Below are 18880 nucleotides of genomic sequence, written 5' to 3' on the forward strand. Positions count from 1 at the left end.
AATTTAAAATGCGTAAAAATGGACATATTAATTCAACATCAACACCATCTTCGGGAAAGGCACATGTCGTGGTTTAAAAAAATACTACTGGGGTTAATTATTTTGGCGGGTTTAATTGGCACGCTAAAGGATTATAAAGACTTTGGCCTGTTTGGCGCACTGGGATTGTTTATTATCTTCCTGTTATCAACAACATTCTTATGGCAATGGGCCTCTGGCAAGTTACCAGAGATAACAAAGTTACATGCCATACTTATTTTACTGGCCAGCGCGGTAGCCTCTATTTTTGTTATCAATATGGCAATTGCCGGAAATTTGCATGTGGATTTAATGGAAGTCATGCGCGTTACCATTACCCATAATCCGCTTTTTTATCTGATCCTCTGCGTGGTCGCATGGGTAAAAGTGGGCATCTGGCAATGGCTGTTTAGCGGTGTACAGATGAAAGAAAGCCAGCCGGTTTAAACTCCAACAGATGTAAAAAAGGCGTCTTAACCAAGACGCCTTTTTCGTACTAGTATAACTACTTAGAACTGATAGGTCAGACCCGCAACAACCTGATTGTCGCCGTCTTTGCCATCGAGCAGGTTAATTTTGTAACCCACATCAGCAACCATGTTTTTGTTGAAGTAGTAGTCTGTGCCCAGCGCAACGTATTCGGTCAGATCAGTGTTGTTGTTGTCACGTGCATGAACGTATGCCACGTTCGGACGCAGACCAAAATCAAACACATAGGCCGCCATCGCTTCAAAGTGCTGCGCTTTGTCCGCATCCTGAATCAGGTTGTGGGATTCGCCGTACATGGTCGCAACGTAGATAGCGTTTGCATCATATTTCAGGCCAGCACCCCAGAATTCTGCGTTTTCGCCATCCCAACCATTTTGTTTCTGCTGAGCAGTCACAGAACTGTTGGTGTAGGCTGCAATGGCAGATACGCCGGAATCAGCGATATTGTCGTAGCCCAGGGAGAAGCCGTAGCCATTGCCGTGCTGTTTCGTCGGATCCTTATCGGAATCATCCTGACCCTGATATTGCGCGCCCAGGCTCAAGCCATCAACGGCACCAAACAGATTTTTGGTACGGAGTGTTGCAACGCCAGAAGTGCGTGTAGTAAGGAAGCGGTCAGTATTTTCAAAGGAGTCACCGCCGAACTCTGAGAGAGTGTCAGTGTAAGCTCCCACGTCGTAAGCGATACCGTAGTTACGACCGTAGTCAAAGCTAACGTCATGGCCATAATCCAGACCAGCAAACGCCAGACGTGTATTAACACCATTCTGAGAACCTTCTGCTTTAGCGGCATCAAATTGACTTTCAAACTGACCATAGCCAGTCAGTTGATCGTTGATTTGAGTCTCACCGCGAAAACCCAGACGCGCATAAGTCTCATCGGCATTAGTGCCGTCAGTCCAGGAATGGACCGCTTTGACTTTGCCGTACAGATCCAGTTTGTTGCCATCTTTATTATAAATTTCCGCTGCCTGAGCGGAGGTTACCCCTAATGCCATTACAGCTAATGCCACTACTGACTTTTTCATATTATTACTCACTTTTAATTGTGAATTTTGCTATCAACTTTGTTATGAAGGCGGAATGCCCACATAAAAAAGTCCCCTCCAGATAAGGGGAAACACCAATAACACACCGAAAAAATATACCAATAAAGGCAATAATGAAGTGGCAAGACCTATTTCAATTTTGGGTTTTAAATAAAACCCGAACAGAGAGTAATTACTTAGATTCTTCGCTTGTGCTCTCATTAATAGAGCGATGCAACATTAATGCCTCGGCAATAATGTCTTGTTTACTTTTACGGGTTTCAAATGCCAGCGTCCGAACATATTCCCATAGAGAAGTATCGACACGGGCACTTAATAGAACCATATCTTTTGATCGGGTTCCCCTGGCTTTTCGGATATCAGGGTAATCTCGAGAGGGCATAGTCATCTCCTGAACGCAAACACGCTTATGGCGATGAAATATGCAGTCAGTGTAAAAACATGTCAACGGCAAAATACAGTCACAATAGTAATGAAACTGTTAATAAACAAAGAAAAACTGGAACACTATTTCAAATGAAAGATAACTTGATTATAGAATAATGTGTAATGTTAGCTTTACACATATTCGTTTTTATTCATTTGATTAAAAAGGCATGAATCATTCACATGTAAAATGACATGCATTCAAAACATCATTGCTGCCAATAGGTTACATATCGTTATTAATGTCTACTTTTACGCAAACCACGTGTTTTTATGCGCTGCTATGCCAGGCGGCCCTGCCCTAACCACAGCGGAAATTACTTTGATTCTCACTTAATACAGACCAGTTTTGTCTAAAAATACGCACGAAAAGGTAAAAATAAGGTAAATAGCGCATTTTTTCGCAAGCAAAAATAAGTTGTTTTTAATTGATGAAAATCAATTTACATCACACAGGGGCAGCGAAAAAAATGATCATTGAAGACTATGGAAACCATTTTTTACATGAGGTTTAAGACGTGAAAAGAAAGGTTGCTATGCAATGCCGAGCGGGCCGGAACAGCCCGCGTGGGAGAGGTGGTAAAATCAGGCGTTAACTTTATCCAGCGGCCAGGAGTCAAACAGATAGCCATCGAAGTCGATGTCATCAACATTTGAAAACTCCAGCAGGCGCTGTTTGACGTTTTCCAGATGCTGCCACATCGCCAGCTTGGCCGCGCGGGCATCCTTTTTGATTAACGCCGCCAGGATCTGCTTGTGGTCGCCCATCCACTCTTTACGATAGTGAGTATCGTCGAGGTGACTATGAAGCTGGATCCACATCGGGTTGTTCTCGCGCCACTGCCATGACTGGCGAAACAGCTCCACCAGCATGCTGTTATGCGTAGCTTCAGCGATGGCGAGATGGAACTGCATGTCACCGCTTTCAGAGCCGTTAGGCTCGCTGGACGCCAGCTCACGCTCTTCCAGCTGTAACGCCTGGCGCATTTTGACGATATCTTCACGGGTAGCCTGCAGCGCGGCAAATTCGGCGATATTGCTTTCCAGCAACTGTCGCGCCTGCAGCAGCTCAAACGGGCCCGCATCATTGCAATGATTGACATCCGAACTGTCGATGGTCTGCGCATCCGCATTGTCGAGCACGTAGATCCCAGCGCCACGACGCACGTCCACCAGCCCCTTAATTTCCAGCATGATTAACGCTTCGCGAACCACCGTGCGAGTGACGTTGAGCATCTCGGCAATCTCACGTTCCGGTGGCAAACGCTCACCGGGCTGGTACGGTGTCTGGACAATCAGATCGCGGATCATGGCACCCACTTCCTGGTAGGGTCTTTGTTGAGAAGTGTTCGATTTCATCGTGTTATGTCCGTCAGAAGCGTGTAATCAGATACGGTGAATAGGTATCGAACTATAGCATTTGCGGCAAGTCAAAAACAGAAAACGGGTCAACCAAATTAGTATTTTGATTGACCCGTCATACCTGGGAGGTTATGCGTCAGCGCTTAACGCTGCAACGCACTCGCGTGCGCCGTGTTCACACAACTGTTGATACGCTGCGGTAACCGTCGCAACAAAGTCGGCGTTTTCCGCCAGATCATGACCAAAAATGCCGCTCAACCCCAGCAGCGCCGTCACGCGTTCGGCTCCCTGGAACTGTTGGTTAATGCGCTGGAATTCAGCCTGCATTGGGTCGACAACATCAATGACCTGCCCCTGTTCATCCACACCGTGGGTGTAGCGCATCCAGCCCGCGATGCCCAGTGCCAGATGACGCCAGCCGCTACCGTTTTGCAGATGCAGACGCACCGGATCCAGCAGACGCTGTGGCAGTTTCTGGCTGCCGTCCATCGCAATCTGCCAGGTACGGTGGCGCAGAGATGGGTTGCTGAAACGCTCGATCAGCAGCGTCGCGTAGGCGTTGAGATCGGTACCTTCCGGCATCGACAGCGTTGGCGCTTGCTCCTGCATCATCAGCGCAAACGCCGCTTTGCGGTATGCTGGATTGGTCATGGTGTCAGCGATGGTTTCATAACCGCCGAGATAGCCCAGATAAGCGAGGAAAGAGTGGCTGCCGTTGAGCATGCGCAGTTTCATCATTTCAAACGGTACTACGTCGGCAACAAACTGTGCGCCGACTTTGTCCCAGTCAGGGCGACCGTTAACAAAGTTGTCTTCAATCACCCACTGGCGGAACGGTTCGCAGGCGATAGCGCACGGATCGTAAACGCCCAACTGGTCGGCAATCTCCTGCAACGTTTCTGGCGTTGCCGCCGGAACAATGCGGTCTACCATGGTGCACGGGAAAGTGGCGTTTGCTTCAATCCACTGCGCCAGCTGCGGGTCACGCGCCTGCGCCAGGCCCAGCACCGCGACTTTCGCCACATGCCCATTTTCACGCACGTTATCGCAGGACATCACGGTAAAGGCCGCCAGCCCCTGCTCACGACGCAGATGCAGCGCCTGTACGATGTAACCAATCGCCGATTTCGGCGCGGCTGGATTTGCCAGATCGTGTTTAATCAGCGGGTTATTGAGATCTAACTGGCCGCTGGCAGCATCGGTGCAGTAGCCTTTTTCCGTTACCGTCAGCGAGACAATTGCCGTCTGCGGGCGTGCCATGGCCTGTAAAATACCATCACAGCCGTCAAGCTCCGGGTGCAGCGCTTCTTTCATCGAGCCGATCACTTTCAGCACGGTGTTGTCCGCGCCTTTTTCCGCCACGGTATACAGCAATTGCTGCTTGCGCAGGTTTTCAATCAGTATGCAGTCATTACCCGGCATCAGGTTAACTTCACAGATACCCCAGTCGCTGTCGGTGGTTTCCAGCAGATGGTGGGTGTACAGCGCCTGATGCGCGCGGTGAAAAGCGCCGCATCCCAGGTGAACAATGCGGGATTGCAGACGAGAGCTGTCCCATGCAGGGCGTGCAACCGGCAGGTTGCTATTGGCAATTGTCGTTGTCATTGTGAACTCCAGATCCCGTCGGAAAGACCAACGGAGAGAAAAGAAAAAAGCCGGCCAGACAGGCGACCGGCAACACTGCTTTAGCGGCTAAAGAAAGCGCGCTGGATAGCCATCTCAACGCCACGCACTTCCGCCAGGCCTTTCAGGCGACCAATCGCGGAGTAACCTGGGTTGGTTTTCTTTTTCAGGTCGTCAAGCATCTGGTGACCGTGGTCCGGGCGCATAGGGATCAGATCTTCTTTGCCCTCGGCTTTACGGCGCTGTTCTTCCTCAACGATCGCTTTCACCACTTCGTACATGTCAACGTCGCCATTTAGATGCGCCGCTTCATGGAAGGTTTTCGGGTTATCTTCACGCAGCGTGGAGCGCAAATGGGTGAAGTAAATGCGCGGGCCAAACTGTTTGATCATGTCGACCAGGTCGTTATCCGCACGAACGCCGTAGGAGCCGGTACACATGGTGAAACCGTTCGCCATGCTGTTGACCGTATCGACCATCCACTGCATGTCTTCCACGGTGGAAACAATGCGTGGCAGGCCAAGGATTGGGCGCGGCGGATCGTCAGGATGTACCGCCATACGCACACCGACCTCTTCTGCTGCCGGAATAATCGCCTTCAGGAAGACGGCAAAATTCTCACGCAGCGCAGCTTTATCGATATCCTTATAGCGTTCAAGATGCTGGCGGAACTGGTCGAGCGTGTAGCCCTCTTCCGCGCCCGGCAAACCGGCGATGATATTGCGGGTCAGACGTGCTTTGTCTTCTTCGCTCATGGTGGTGAAGCGTTCATGCGCCTGCGCAATCTCTTCGGCGGAGTAGTCCGCTTCCGCGCCCGGGCGTTTAAGGATATGCAGCTCAAAGGCGGCAAATTCAATTTGATCGAAACGCAGCGCTTTGGAGCCGTCCGGCAGGACGTATTCCAGGTCGGTACGGGTCCAGTCGAGAACCGGCATAAAGTTGTAGCACACGGTACGAATGCCGCACTCGGCCAGGTTACGCAGGCTTTGCTGGTAGTTGGCAATCCACTGCTGATAGTTGCCGGAACGGGTTTTAATGTCTTCGTGGATCGGTACGCTTTCGACGACCGACCATACCAGGCCCGCCTGCTCAATAATGGCTTTGCGTTTTAGGATCTCATCAACCGTCCACACTTCCCCGTTCGGGATATGGTGCAAGGCAGTGACAACGCCCGTTGCACCCGCCTGACGCACATCCGCTAAGGTGACCGGATCGTTAGGACCATACCAGCGCCATGTCTGTTCCATGTTTTATTCCTCGTTTACGTTATGGACTCGACGATATGGCACATAAATTCCTCCTTTTGGTATTACATGTCAACCTGAAGCGATGAATTGGTTAACCAAATCACGATATCTGCTGATCATACCGCTAATGAACGGCCATACAACCCAGTATTAATGTAAACATGTAACGCAATGTGACATCCATCGCATCATAGGTTGACCAATATATGTAACATCTCAACCAAAATCATAATAGTTCAACCAAAGTAAGGTAGACGTTATATGCACGTTCTCAATATTCTGTGGGTTGTATTCGGCATCGGCCTGATGCTGGTGCTCAATTTAAGATTCAAAATAAACTCGATGGTCGCCCTGCTGCTGGCGGCACTCTCGGTCGGTATGCTGGCGGGAATGGATTTAATGGAACTGCTGCATACCATGAAATCCGGTTTTGGCAGCACGCTGGGGGAGCTGGCGATTATCGTGGTATTCGGGGCCGTCATCGGTAAGCTGATGGTTGACTCCGGCGCGGCGCATCAGATTGCCCATACGCTGCTGGCGCGACTCGGTCTACGTTACGTGCAGCTGTCGGTGATCATTATTGGTCTGATCTTCGGCCTGGCGATGTTCTATGAAGTGGCGTTTATTATGCTGGCACCGCTGGTGATCGTCATTGCCGCGGAAGCGAAGATCCCGTTCCTTAAGTTGGCGATTCCTGCGGTTGCCGCCGCCACCACCGCCCACTCACTGTTCCCACCGCAGCCGGGTCCGGTCGCGCTGGTTAACGCCTACGGCGCTGACATGGGCATGGTTTACATCTACGGTATCCTGGTGACCATTCCGAGCGTGATCTGCGCCGGACTTATCCTGCCGAAATTCCTCGGCAACCTCGATCGTCCAACGCCGTCATTCATGAAGGCCGACGTACCGGTTGACCAGAACAACCTGCCGTCCTTCGGCGTGTCTATTCTGGTGCCGCTGATCCCGGCGATCATCATGATCTCCACCACCATCGCCAACATCTGGCTGGTGAAAGGGACGCAGGCGTGGGAAGTGGTCAACTTCTTAGGCTCCTCGCCGATTGCAATGTTTATTGCCATGGTTGTCGCCTTCGTGCTGTTTGGTACCGCGCGCGGTCACGATATGCAGTGGGTGATGAACGCCTTTGAAAACGCGGTGAAAAGCATCGCCATGGTGATCCTGATCATCGGCGCGGGCGGCGTACTGAAGCAAACCATTATCGATACCGGCATCGGCGATACCATCGGCATGCTGATGTCGCACGGCAATATTTCTCCCTACATCATGGCGTGGTTGATAACCGTGCTGATTCGTCTGGCAACGGGTCAGGGCGTGGTCTCAGCCATGACGGCGGCGGGGATTATTAGCGCAGCGATCCTCGACCCGGCAACCGGTCAACTGGTGGGCGTCGACCCGGCGTTGCTGGTGCTGGCAACAGCGGCCGGCTCCAACACCCTGACCCATATCAACGATGCTTCGTTCTGGCTGTTCAAAGGCTACTTTGACCTGTCGGTGAAGGATACGCTGAAAACCTGGGGTCTGCTGGAGCTGGTAAACTCCGTGGTTGGCCTGATTATCGTGTTGATCATCAGCATGATTGCATAACGTCGATACCGCTCTGGCCTATAGCGCCAGAGCGGTTTTCCATCCTGCCTCAACAATCCTCAATAATCAGATACACCGCCTTCACCGGGCCATGCACCCCAACCACCTTGATAAGCTCAATATCCGCCGTCGAGCTGGGTCCACTGATGATATTAATGCACGATGGCATACGCTCACCGGCCTGTGCTTTCTGATGCAGTTTTTCTGCCAGCTGCGCCACGCGCGGCAGGATGGTGCTTTTACGCAGCACGAAAATAGAGGACTCCGGCAACAGGCTCAGGGAGCGCCCGCGCTCTGGTGCGGAAAACAGTACCACGCCGCCGGACTCGGTCAGGCCATACTCGGCATACACCACGCCGACTTTCGCCTGCTCGGCCTGGGTAATATTTTCGCTACCACGCGCCGGATCCCAGACCACGGCGTTGCATTCCTGCTGCAAGCGTTCGGTGATACCCAGATCCACCAGCCGGCTGTCGCCGCTCAGCACCACAGGCTGCTGACCCAATTCTTTACACAGGCGCAGCGCCGCGTCTGCGGCCTGGTCCTCGCTGGTCAGTTCGCAGCGGGCCAGCATCACTTCGCTGGCAAACTGGATAAACGCAGAGCAGCGCTGCTCGGGGCTAAGCTCGGCCAGGCGCTCGTTGGCATAGTTGTTAACCGGCGCGGCATCTGCTTGCGGCTCGAAGCGCAGCGGGCGACCCAGCGCCTGGGCGATGGTGTTTAAAAACGCGGTACGGTTATCCATTCTTTTTCTCCTGCGCCTGATGTTTCTTAAACCAGCTACGGAAGCTCTCGCCGTCAGCATCAGGCAGATCGCGCGCCTCCATCCAGTCACCAATCGCGCCAACCTTGAGCGGGGTTTTGCCGCCATTGATAAACCAGCTCGCCGCATGCGCGCCCGCCATCATCCCGACTTTCCACAGCCCCGGATGGCTATTGGCATAGGCGAACATCTTGATCGCCCGTCGCTCGGCTTTCGGCGTAATGCCCTCCTCGGCCATCACCCGGCGATGACGCAGGATCAGTTTTGACAACGGAATACGCACCGGGCAGACGCTGTCACAGGCCGTGCATAAAGAACAGGCGTACGGCAGGTCTTTAAAATCTTTATAGCCACCGAGCAGCGGAGAAATCACCGCGCCGATAGGTCCAGGATAGATAGAGCCATAGCCGTGTCCGCCGATGTGGCGGTACGCCGGACAGGTATTCATACAGGCTCCGCAGCGGATGCAGCGCAGCACATCGCGAAACTCTGAGCCCAGCACCTGCGAGCGACCGTTATCGACAATCACCAGATGGAACTCTTCCGGTCCGTCAACGTTATCCGCCTCACGCGGGCCGGTCAGCCAGGTGTTGTAGCCCGTCAGACGTGCGCCCACGGCGCTGCGCGCCAGCATGGTGATCAGCACATCCACCTCGGCAAAGGTCGGCGCGATACGCTCCATGCCCATCACCGCAATGTGCGTTTTCGGCAGCGTGGTGCACATGCGCGCGTTGCCTTCGTTGGTCACCAGACACACCGAGCCGGTTTCCGCCACGGCAAAGTTACAGCCAGTAATACCGATTTCGGCACTGAGGAATTCCTCGCGGATCTTCTGACGAATGAACAAGGTCATAGCTTCCGGGGTTTCCGGGCCGTCGTATCCCAGACGTTCGTTCAGCACGCGGCGGATCTGGTAGCGATCTTTATGAATCGCCGGGACCACGACGTGCGAAGGCGGATCCTGATCCAACTGCAGAATATATTCCCCGAGATCGGTTTCGATCACCTGGATTCCGGCATCCTGCAGCACGTGGTTGACGCCGATTTCTTCGGTCACCATCGACTTGGACTTCACCACCTTCTTCGCATTTTTACTCTGCGCGACCTGCAAAATGTAGCGAGTGGCGTCTTCTTTGGTTTTGGCGAAATAGACGTGTCCGCCGTTTTCCGTCACTTTCTCGGAGAGTTGGTACAGGTAAGCGTCGAGGTTGCTCAGAACGTGATCGCGGATCTGGCTGGCACGATCGCGCCAGTCTTCCCAGTGGCCTAACTCATCGACCATTTTTTGCCGATTCGCGCCGATACGCTCCTGCGCATTAGCCACGGCTTTGCGCATGATCGGATCTTCTATCTGCTGACGAATACGCAGTTTAAATTCTACATCGCTGGTTTTTATCGACATCTCTTTCCCCTCAGCGGCTCATCAGCACTTCAGCAATATGCATCACTTTGACCGGCTGGCCTTCCCGTTGCAGTCGGCCGCCAATGTTCAGCAGGCAGCTAACGTCTGCGCCAATCAAAAATTCCGGCTTTGCATCCATCAGATGTAAGACTTTCTCTTTCACCATCTCACCGGATATCTCGGCCATCTTGACCGAGAACGTCCCGCCAAAGCCGCAACAGGTATCCTGATCGGCAAACGTCAACAGCTCCAGTCCGCGCACGTTTTTCAGCAGCGTAAGCGGCTCTTCCTTCACTCCCAGTTTGCGGGTCAAGCTACAGGAAGGATGATACACAGCACGGCCCTGCAGGCTGGCACCAACGTCCACCACGCCCAGTTTGTTGACGATAAAGGAGGTGAGATCCTGCATACGCGCGGAAACTTTCTCAGCACGCAGCGCCCATTCCGGTTCATCGGCCAGATACGTCGGGTAGCTTTTTACCGCGTAGGTGCAGGAGCCTGCCGGGGAGATAATCGGATCGTCGTTGTCTTCCAGCGCGGCGATCAGGTTTTTCATCCCGGGGATCGCCTCTTTGATGTATCCGCTGTTGATGGCTGGCTGACCGCAACACCCTTGCTTCTCGGGGAAATTCACGCGACAACCCAGTTTTTCCAGCAGCAATACGGAGTCTCGTGCCATCCGTGATTTCAGTGCGTCACCAATGCAGGTAACAAAGAAATTTACATTCACAATAACTACTCCATTGCTTCATTTCTGTTTATTGCGCTTGATATCGCGATATCAAGCAAAGATTCAGCTGTATTTCACGCCCAGTTTTTGTATTTGCTTGTTTTACTAATGTCTGGGCTCATTATGATGCACGGATCGTTTTCCTTTGATAGCGACTCTCCTCTTCTTATATCAGGACAATCGCAAATGTCTGTATTTTCATTTGTATGACAAAACCAAATAATCCACTAATCAACATGCATATGCAATACCCATGTTTATTTATTTCGGACTTGCTCACATTTTTATATTGAAAACAACAGTGTTATTAACACCTTATAAAATAGTTTCGAATGATTACTACCTTCGTCACTACCATTATTAAAAACGTTATTAAATAACCACTTATGGGTATTCACCTTGCTCTTAAGTATATTTACATGGCATTGAATTTTAATTAAAAGATTACAATAGTTACAAAACCACAAATCATAATTACTTTATTCACTGAAGCGATTCAGTTTACATATTTTATTTACACGGCAATGTAGCCTTCCCGCCATAAATATAAATCAGGTTTAATGAACCAATCAGGAATAGCAATGAACGAATATTTTATGTTTGCCCTGGCACTATCTCCTTTACTACTTATGGTATTTTTAATACTGAAATTAAAAATGCCCATCCATTATTCCGTACTGATTTCTTTGATATTCACCGCTGCACTATCGGCAATATTCTGGGAAATGCCCGTACAAAATCTGAAAGCCGCGATAGGCTATGGCGCACTGAAGGGACTATGGCCGATCGTGATTGTGATCCTCGGAGCTATTTTCAGTTATAACGTCATGCAAGCGACCAAAGCACTGGATATTTTGCGCGATATTCTCGCCAGCATTAGCGAAGATAAGCGTATTCAGGTGCTGCTGATTTCATGGTGTTTTGGTGGATTTCTTGAAGCCGCAGCGGGTTATGGTACGGCGGTCGCTATTCCGATCGGCATTCTTATTGCGCTGGGATTCAACCCGCTGAAAGCAGCGATTGCTTCTCTCGTGGCGAATACCGTTCCCACCGCATTCGGCGCGGTCGGGATCCCGGTTTCTATTCTGGCAGAGCAGGTTAATCTGCCGGTTTATACCTTAGGCGGAACCATTATTTTGCAGCTCGCGCTGTTTAATATCCTGCTGCCGTTTGTGATTGTCTGCATTATTGGCGGCGGCCTGAAAGCCATTCGTGGCGTATTTCTGATCACGTTGATTTGCGGCATCACCACGCTGGTTCCGCAATATTTTGTCGCCATCCATCTTGGCGCGGAATTACCCGCTTTTGCCGGTAGCCTGGTCAGCCTGTTTGCCGTGGCGATGGTCAGTCGCCTGCGCAAAGGGAAAACCGATCCAGAGTGGCGTATTGAGGTCAGCCATACCCGCGAAACCACGCCGCGCTCGGCAAAAGTGCTGTTCCGCGTGGGCTCTATCTATCTGTTTATTTTTGTGTTTATCCTGCTGTGTTCGCCGCTGTTCCCGACAATAAAAGGCGCGGCGTCCCAACTGGCTTCGGTGCTGCATTTCACGTTGGCTGACGGCAAAACGATGGCACTGAAAGTTGAATGGGTGACCACACCAGGGATGCTGATCATCTTTGCGACCATTATCGGCGGTTTTATTCAGGGGGCGTCCGCACGCGGGATGCTGGAAGTATTTATCAAAACGATTTTCCAGCTTAAAAACTCTATCGTCGCAATTATGGCGATCGTCGCGCTGGCCACGGTGATGGATCTCAGCGGGATTATCTCCACGCTGGCGCAGTCGATTGTCGATCTGACCGGCAGCTCATACGTCTTCCTCGCCCCGGTGATTGGCGCGCTGGGCACGTTCGTTACCGGCAGCGATACCAACTCGAACATTCTGTTCGGCAAGCTGCAAACCATTGCTGCCAGCAAGTTGCATATCGATCCTAACTGGCTGGCGGCGGCCAATACCTCTGGCGCTACGGGGGGGAAAATGATTTCGCCGCAAAGCATCGCCATCGCGGTTTCTGCCACCAAAATGGACGGTCAGGCCAACCAGATTATGTCTGGCACCATGAAATACTGCTGCGCCTACATTGTGATCCTCGGCCTGAAAGTCGGTCTCTTTTATTACTGGTTTATGGCGTAAGCCATTGTCAACCCCGTCAAATTCGCGGCAATCGTATTTGACGACACAGTGACCAAAAAGGTTTACACCGCCCCAGGAACGGAACAAGGCGACAGGCTTTACGATTTGTCGGCGCTGACTAAAATAGCGCCGATGTTTCAAATCGAGGATTGTTGTTATGTTGTTCTGGAAAAAGATGGTGAAGAAGTTCGACGCCTTTTCCGCGTTGATTCCACCACGCTACTTCCGCGTGTAATACCTGGCGCTTATGCCTGATGGCGCTTCGCTTATCAGGCCTACATTTCACACTCATTTGTAGGCCTGCGTTTCACGCTCATTTGTAGGCCGGATAAGGCGCGAGCCGCATCCGGCAGCGACAGCAGCGTAAAATGCTCACCCCTTCCTCTTACGCAGACCGCATGCTCTTAACACCGCCACCCACAGACGAAGCCACGCGAAACGGTAGACCAGCGGATGCTGAAGCCGCAGCAATGTCAGAAACATAGAGCCCCCTCGTGGCGCTACAGTACCGCTGCCCGATAGCGAATTTGCGGATCCATTATCTGGTGACGCGCATCTATCAGCCGCAGTTCATACGAATCATGCTCTTTCGTCAGTCGCATCACAGCATCGACGACACTGGTGGTCCGCTCCAGCGCCTGCTTGTCCTCATAACCATTGAGCAGTGAAGCCAGCATCACGCTGCAAATCAGATCCCCAACGCCCACCGGCATTTTGGCAAAGGTATACAGCGGCCGGGCAATGTGTAACGTCTGTTCCGGCGTCACCAGCAGCATTTCAAACGCCTGTTTGTCCCGCGAACAGTCGCCGAGATGCTTCACCAGCACCTTCTTCACACCCCACGACACCAGCTGCTGCGCAGCTTCCACCACCTCGTCAAAACCACGCAGTTGTCTGCCCGTCAGCACGCCCAGCTCATAGAGATTCGGTCCCATGATGTCGGCCAGTTGAATGGCATCATCGACAAAAAAGGACTCTACGCCCTGCGCGACAATGCAGCCTTTTTGCGGATCGCCCATCACCGGATCGCAAAAATAGAGCGCCTGCGGATTACGCTGACGAATGGTGGTGACCGCGTGCTTCACCTCTTCACAATGACGTTTATCTCCAAGATACCCGGACAGCACGGCGTCGCATTGCGCCAGCTTTTGCAGGTCATCCAGCCCGCTGATGATGGCGCTCAGCTCGCCGTGCGGCATCGCCATGCCCTGCCACATCCCGTACTGGGTGTGGTTGGAAAACTGTACGGTGTAAAACGGCCAGACATCGATCCCCGAAAGCTGCATCGGCAACACAGCGGCTTTATTTCCGGCATAGCCATAAACGACTGACGACTGAACAGACAACACGTTTTTCATTTTGACTCCGTCTAACGAAACGTTGGCAGCAGACCAAATACGTCCAGAACAACCGTCAGATAGACAACCGCTCCACAGACAATCACCAGGTTAAGCACGGTGTTATTACAGGGCGCGGTATAGCTGGCGGTCGGAAAACGTTTCCGCGCGGCTTTCACCAGGAACGGCGGCAGGATCACGCTCCAGATGGTAAAGGCCAGACCGGCGTAGCCAATCGCGTGCACAAAACCGTTCGGGAAGAAGAAGCACACGGCGGCTGGCGGGAAGTAGGTCACCAGCGCGGTTTTCAGGCGGCCCATGCCGTCATCCGGGAAGTGAAACAGGTCGGCGATGTAATCGAACAAGCCAAGCGTCGCCGCCAGCAGAGAACTGGCTACTGCGAAGTTGCCGAAGAAGGTCAGGATCAGATCCATATACCGGCTGGTGAACAGCTCGCTGATGGCCTCAACAAACACGTCGATATTGCCGCCTTTGGCGATAATTGGCGGGAACGCGGAACGGCTGATGTTACCCATCGTGACGCCCAGCCAGAAGATATACAGCAGCAGGGCAAACAGCGTACCGATGATAATCGAACGCGTGATATTCGGGACCCCACTCTTGCCATACAGCTTGACCAGGCTCGGCACGTTACCGTGAAAACCAAACGAGATAATACAGAACGGCAGCGTCATCAGAATGTAAGGCAGGTACTGTGAGTTGGGCAGCGCCACCGCCACGCTGTCGACAAGTTTCGCCACTTCAATATGACCAACCAGCCCAGAGAAAGTAGCAAAGAACGCGATAAACTTACCGATAATCAACACGGTAGTGATGCGTCCGACCAGCAAGGAGCTGTACCAGGCAATCGCGCCGACCAGCATACTGACGATCACCACCGAGATATTCGCCGGAAAACGCACGCCGCTGTATTTGAACACGGTTTGCGCCATCACCGCTGACGATCCGGAAATATAGGCATAGGTCAGAATATACAGCACAAAGCCGAAAGCGATACCGACAACGATATTCCATTTACGGCCTAATAAATCCTGAGTAAAGGTATTAAAACTGGCACCGGCGCCATAATGCAGGTTGACTTCAACCAGCATCAGACCGGTTAATAACATCATGATGGCGATAAACAGAAGAATAACAGACGCACCGGGGAACCATACGCCGGCCATCGCAATCGGCAGGGAGAACATCCCGCCACCCACTACGGTCGCGATAACCAACATGGTTCCGCTAATCAGTCCGGGGGTACTACTCTGTCGCTCAATGGCATTAATATCCATGATAAATGTTCCTGTAGACTATTCGTTATAATTACAGCTGTCATTTGTACATCATGCGGATAATAAAAATGTCGGAGTCAGGGTTTACTTTTTTAGTTATGTCACGGTAACGGGCACCGCAAAGGCTTCCTGTTCAAGGAAAAGGAATACAAAAAAGCCCCATCACGTGATGGGGCCATAACTATTTTTTAGATGTAATCAAAGCGTGCAGTAAAGAAACGCAACTGCTTCGGCTCGTAAATAAACTTCAGCCCGCGAATATCTTCTTTGTGCTGGTAAAGTTTAATAATACCGTCAGCCACGACATCCATATGTGCATAGGTATAAACACGGCGTGGAATAGTCAGACGCACGGTTTCCAGTTTCGGTCTGTGGTGTTCACCGGTCACGTTATTACGGCCCGCAGAGATAATTCCGCGCTCCATACTGCGCACGCCGGTTTCCACATAGATGCTGGCGGCCAGACTTTGTGCCGGGAACTCGTCCTGCGTCAGATGCTCGCAGAAGCGACGCGCATCGAGGAATACCGCGTGACCACCCACCGGTTCAACAATCGGTACGCCAGCGGCTTTCAGCTTATCGCCCAGGTAGCGAACCTGCTTCACGCGGTGCTCGATGTACTCGTACTGCATGGCTTCGCGCAGGCCAATCGCCATCGCTTCCATGTCGCGTCCGGCCAGGCCGCCGTAGGATGGCATACCTTCGTAAACTACGACTAACTCTTTGGCAGAAGAGAACATTTCGTCATCGTTCATGCACAGGAAGCCGCCGATGTTCACCAGACAGTCTTTTTTACCACTCATGGTACAACCGTCGGCGTAGCTGAACATCTCATGCACGATCTCGGCGATGCTCTTGTTCTCAAAACCCTGCTCTTGCTCTTTGATAAAGTAGGCGTTTTCCACGCAGCGGGTAGCGTCGTAGAACACTTTAATGCCGTGCGCTGCCGTCAGTTCACGCACCGCACGCATGTTCGCCATCGAGACCGGCTGCCCGCCCGCGAGGTTAACCGTCACCGCCAGGCAGATATACGCAATATTCTCTGCGCCTTTTTCATCAATCAGTTTTTGTAATTTTTTAAGATCGATATCACCTTTAAACGCAATATTCAGACCGGCATCGTGCGCTTCGTCACGAACGATATCGACAAACACCGCACCATTTTTTTCCTGGTGATAACGGGTGGTAGTGAAATACATATTCCCGGCAACATATTGCCCTGGTTTAATAGCCAGTTGTGATAATAAGTTTTCTGCGCCGCGGCCCTGGTGAGTCGGAACAATATGTTTAAAGCCGAACAGTTCCTGCACGGTTCTTTCCAGATGATAGAAGTTTTCGCTGCCCGCGTAAGCTTCATCACCCATCATCATTCCGGCCCACTGCTTGTCGCTCATTGCGTTGGTGCCACTGTCGGTCAGCAGGTCAATATAAATATCTTTCGAATTTAACAGGAAAGTATTGTAACCCGCTTCCTGCATTTTCTTAAGGCGCTCATCACGCGGGATCATAGATACAGTTTCAACGCTTTTAATACGGAAGGGTTCTGCCGGATAATTCATTTTGTTTCTCCAGTAACAGTGGTCATGTACGTATTAATGTGAAGTAAATCATACCTGGTTCATCAATAAAGTCTGATGAAATATAACTATTCGCCTCCTGAGCCAGGGGGAGAAATAATGTGGAGGCACTATGCAAGATTTGATTGATTATGGAAATAGCCCGGTCAACATTAATCACTGGCAATAATTTAAAAAGCTGTAAATGTGAGTGATGCAAATCACACGTCATTTTTTTACCCGTTCATATTCAACGAGTTTTTTTTGCGTGTTGATTTGCCCTTCACCGTTGCATATCACTGGAGAGGGAAAATACTGAAAACTTAACTTTCCAGGCTGTTCTCATAATGTATTGCTCAATGAGTACACCCCAATTTGTGAGAGTCGGATCACTTCCCGGGTTTATATTTGTGATTCACATCACTAAAAGTGTAAAGCAAAGTGTACAATTAAGCGTTGTTTCAGAGTTTGCTATTTGCTTCAGTGAGTTAGATCGCATTTTTGGTCTGATGCCGACAGGCGTTGTTTTCTGGAGCGTGGGGATATTCAGGCGCGCGAAAGATAATGAATAAATACGATTAATAATACCGGATTTATTGGGATGAAGGCGTTTTCTATTTATTCCAAAAGCATGCTATTCGCGCTTATTTCATCTTATTTACATCTGGGCTTACCGAAGATCACTGGGGGAATTTACAGGGGTTTTATTAGCGCGATACGAAGGTGCGCCAACACCTGCGCATCGCTAATCACAGTAACTATTCATATAAACGTATAACAGGAGGGACATCATCCCGCCTGTTATCGCGATAATGCCAATAATTATTTCACTAACGCAGATATATCCATGAACAGCGAATGGGCTATTTCCACACCGTCACGAGTTGTACGCATACGGGAATGATAGCGACGCTCGCCCGGCAAACGCGCCCCTTGCCGCTGCATATCGGCAAAGAGTCTCTCGGCACGTGCAAGATGCTGCGGAGCCTCCAGTCCCAGAAAGCGGGCCGGGTCCAGGGCCAGAATCAGCTCGCCACCATAGGGCAACCCGCCAGCTCCCTTATCCCACGCCAGCGATTCCGCGCTGGTCATATCGCCGATGAGCGGTCCGGCAAGCAGTTCCACCATTGCCGCCAGTGCCGACCCTTTATGCCCGCCAAACGTCAACATCGCACCGTCGAGGATCGCCTGCGCGTCGGTGGTGGCCTGACCGTCACCGTCAATCCCCCACCCTTCCGGCACCGCTTTTCCCGCCCGTTGATGGAGTTGGATCTCTCCCCGTGCCGCCGCACTGGTGGCCATGTCGAAGATAAACGGGGGTTTTTCTTCACGCGGCCAGCCAAATGCTATCGGGTTAGTGCCAAAAAGCGGCTGCGTCCCGCCTGCGGGAGCAACCCACGCATGGCTGGGCGTCGTCGCCAGCGCCACCAGCCCCGCCTCCGTGAGCGGCTCAACGTCGGCAAACAGCGCCGAAAAGTGCACACAGCGGTTAATCGCAAGGGCTGCAATACCGCTGTGGCGCGCCTTTTCTATCAACAGTGGAAGCGCGCGCTCGAATGCCAGCAGGGAAAATGCCCCACCGGCGTCCACCTTCACAATGGCCGGCGCGGTATCGGCGATAACCGGCTCAGCGTCAGGTGACACCTTTCCTTTACGTCGCGTCTCCACAATCCCCAGCAACCGCCACAAACCATGCGAGGCACAGCCATCACGCTCACCGTGGGTCACGTTTGTCGCGATCGCCACGGCATGCGCTTCACTGAATCCGTTCCCGCGCAGCACCTTATATGCCAGCGCATAAGCCTCTGTTAACGAGAGGTTTACCATCTCCATGACCGAC

General features: G+C 51.7%; 15 protein-coding genes. 3 read left to right on the plus strand and 12 right to left on the minus strand.

What is annotated here, in order from left to right; genetic code table 11:
- Positions 1–18: 18 nt before the first annotated feature.
- The gene (locus OGX90_RS16060; protein WP_236249200.1) at positions 19–465 is read left to right on the plus strand and encodes a hypothetical protein; all 447 of its coding nucleotides are present in this window, start codon (positions 19–21) and stop codon (positions 463–465) included.
- A gap of 62 nt (positions 466–527) precedes the next feature.
- Here OGX90_RS16060 and OGX90_RS16065 read toward each other — a convergent pair whose 3' ends face one another.
- From OGX90_RS16065 to uxuA, 5 genes are all read right to left on the minus strand, one after another.
- Entirely contained in the window at positions 528–1535 is a 1008-nt protein-coding gene (locus tag OGX90_RS16065; RefSeq protein ID WP_286573917.1) for a porin, read from the minus strand.
- Between the two features lie 193 nt (positions 1536–1728).
- Positions 1729–1938 carry a hypothetical protein gene (locus OGX90_RS16070; RefSeq protein ID WP_003830087.1) on the minus strand — a complete coding sequence of 70 codons (210 nt, stop codon included), beginning with the start codon at positions 1936–1938 and terminating at the stop codon, positions 1729–1731.
- Positions 1939–2567: 629 nt separating this feature from the next.
- Positions 2568–3341: a Uxu operon transcriptional regulator gene (gene uxuR / locus OGX90_RS16075; RefSeq protein WP_286573916.1), complete on the minus strand. Its 774-nt coding sequence runs from the start codon at positions 3339–3341 to the stop codon at positions 2568–2570.
- Between the two features lie 132 nt (positions 3342–3473).
- Positions 3474–4949, minus strand: coding sequence for a fructuronate reductase (locus OGX90_RS16080; RefSeq protein WP_048236203.1), 1476 nt, complete (start codon positions 4947–4949; stop codon positions 3474–3476).
- 80 nt (positions 4950–5029) lie between these two features.
- Positions 5030–6214: a mannonate dehydratase gene (uxuA, locus tag OGX90_RS16085; RefSeq protein ID WP_286624252.1), complete on the minus strand. Its 1185-nt coding sequence runs from the start codon at positions 6212–6214 to the stop codon at positions 5030–5032.
- Positions 6215–6475: 261 nt separating this feature from the next.
- Here uxuA and gntP point away from each other — a divergent pair, with 261 nt between their 5' ends.
- On the plus strand, positions 6476–7819 hold the full coding sequence (gntP, locus tag OGX90_RS16090; RefSeq protein WP_003033260.1) for a gluconate permease GntP: 1344 nt from the start codon (positions 6476–6478) through the stop codon (positions 7817–7819).
- A gap of 49 nt (positions 7820–7868) precedes the next feature.
- Here the strand turns inward: gntP and OGX90_RS16095 are convergent, their stop codons facing one another.
- From OGX90_RS16095 to OGX90_RS16105, 3 genes are read right to left on the minus strand one after another with little or no spacing between them, the layout of a single operon-like run.
- Positions 7869–8564: a LutC/YkgG family protein gene (locus tag OGX90_RS16095; protein WP_286624254.1), complete on the minus strand. Its 696-nt coding sequence runs from the start codon at positions 8562–8564 to the stop codon at positions 7869–7871.
- Entirely contained in the window at positions 8557–9984 is a 1428-nt protein-coding gene (locus tag OGX90_RS16100) for a LutB/LldF family L-lactate oxidation iron-sulfur protein (protein ID WP_286624256.1), read from the minus strand. Before OGX90_RS16100 ends, OGX90_RS16095 begins: the two co-directional genes overlap by 8 nt.
- A 10-nt stretch (positions 9985–9994) precedes the next feature.
- Positions 9995–10714 (minus strand): (Fe-S)-binding protein, encoded by a 720-nt coding sequence (locus tag OGX90_RS16105; RefSeq protein WP_001102105.1) that lies wholly within the window; start codon positions 10712–10714, stop codon positions 9995–9997.
- A gap of 581 nt (positions 10715–11295) precedes the next feature.
- On the opposite strand from OGX90_RS16105, the gene OGX90_RS16110 reads away from it, so the two are divergent.
- Complete coding sequence (locus tag OGX90_RS16110) at positions 11296–12849, plus strand: L-lactate permease (RefSeq protein ID WP_286624258.1); 1554 nt, start codon at positions 11296–11298, stop codon at positions 12847–12849.
- A gap of 500 nt (positions 12850–13349) precedes the next feature.
- On the opposite strand, the gene pdxY is transcribed toward OGX90_RS16110, so the two are convergent.
- From pdxY to OGX90_RS16130, 4 genes are all read right to left on the minus strand, one after another.
- The gene (pdxY, locus tag OGX90_RS16115; RefSeq protein WP_060682807.1) at positions 13350–14207 is read right to left on the minus strand and encodes a pyridoxal kinase PdxY; all 858 of its coding nucleotides are present in this window, start codon (positions 14205–14207) and stop codon (positions 13350–13352) included.
- A gap of 11 nt (positions 14208–14218) precedes the next feature.
- A complete protein-coding gene (locus OGX90_RS16120) occupies positions 14219–15484 on the minus strand; it encodes an aromatic amino acid transporter (protein WP_003830097.1) in 1266 nt (421 codons plus the stop codon).
- Positions 15485–15672: 188 nt separating this feature from the next.
- Complete coding sequence (locus OGX90_RS16125; protein ID WP_016155590.1) at positions 15673–17043, minus strand: tyrosine phenol-lyase; 1371 nt, start codon at positions 17041–17043, stop codon at positions 15673–15675.
- Positions 17044–17862: 819 nt separating this feature from the next.
- Positions 17863–18873, minus strand: a complete 1011-nt coding sequence (locus tag OGX90_RS16130; protein ID WP_286624260.1) for an Ldh family oxidoreductase — start codon at positions 18871–18873, stop codon at positions 17863–17865.
- Positions 18874–18880: the final 7 nt, after the last annotated feature.

Source organism: Citrobacter sp. Cpo012 (genome assembly GCF_030333015.1).
Lineage (GTDB): Bacteria > Pseudomonadota > Gammaproteobacteria > Enterobacterales > Enterobacteriaceae > Citrobacter > Citrobacter portucalensis.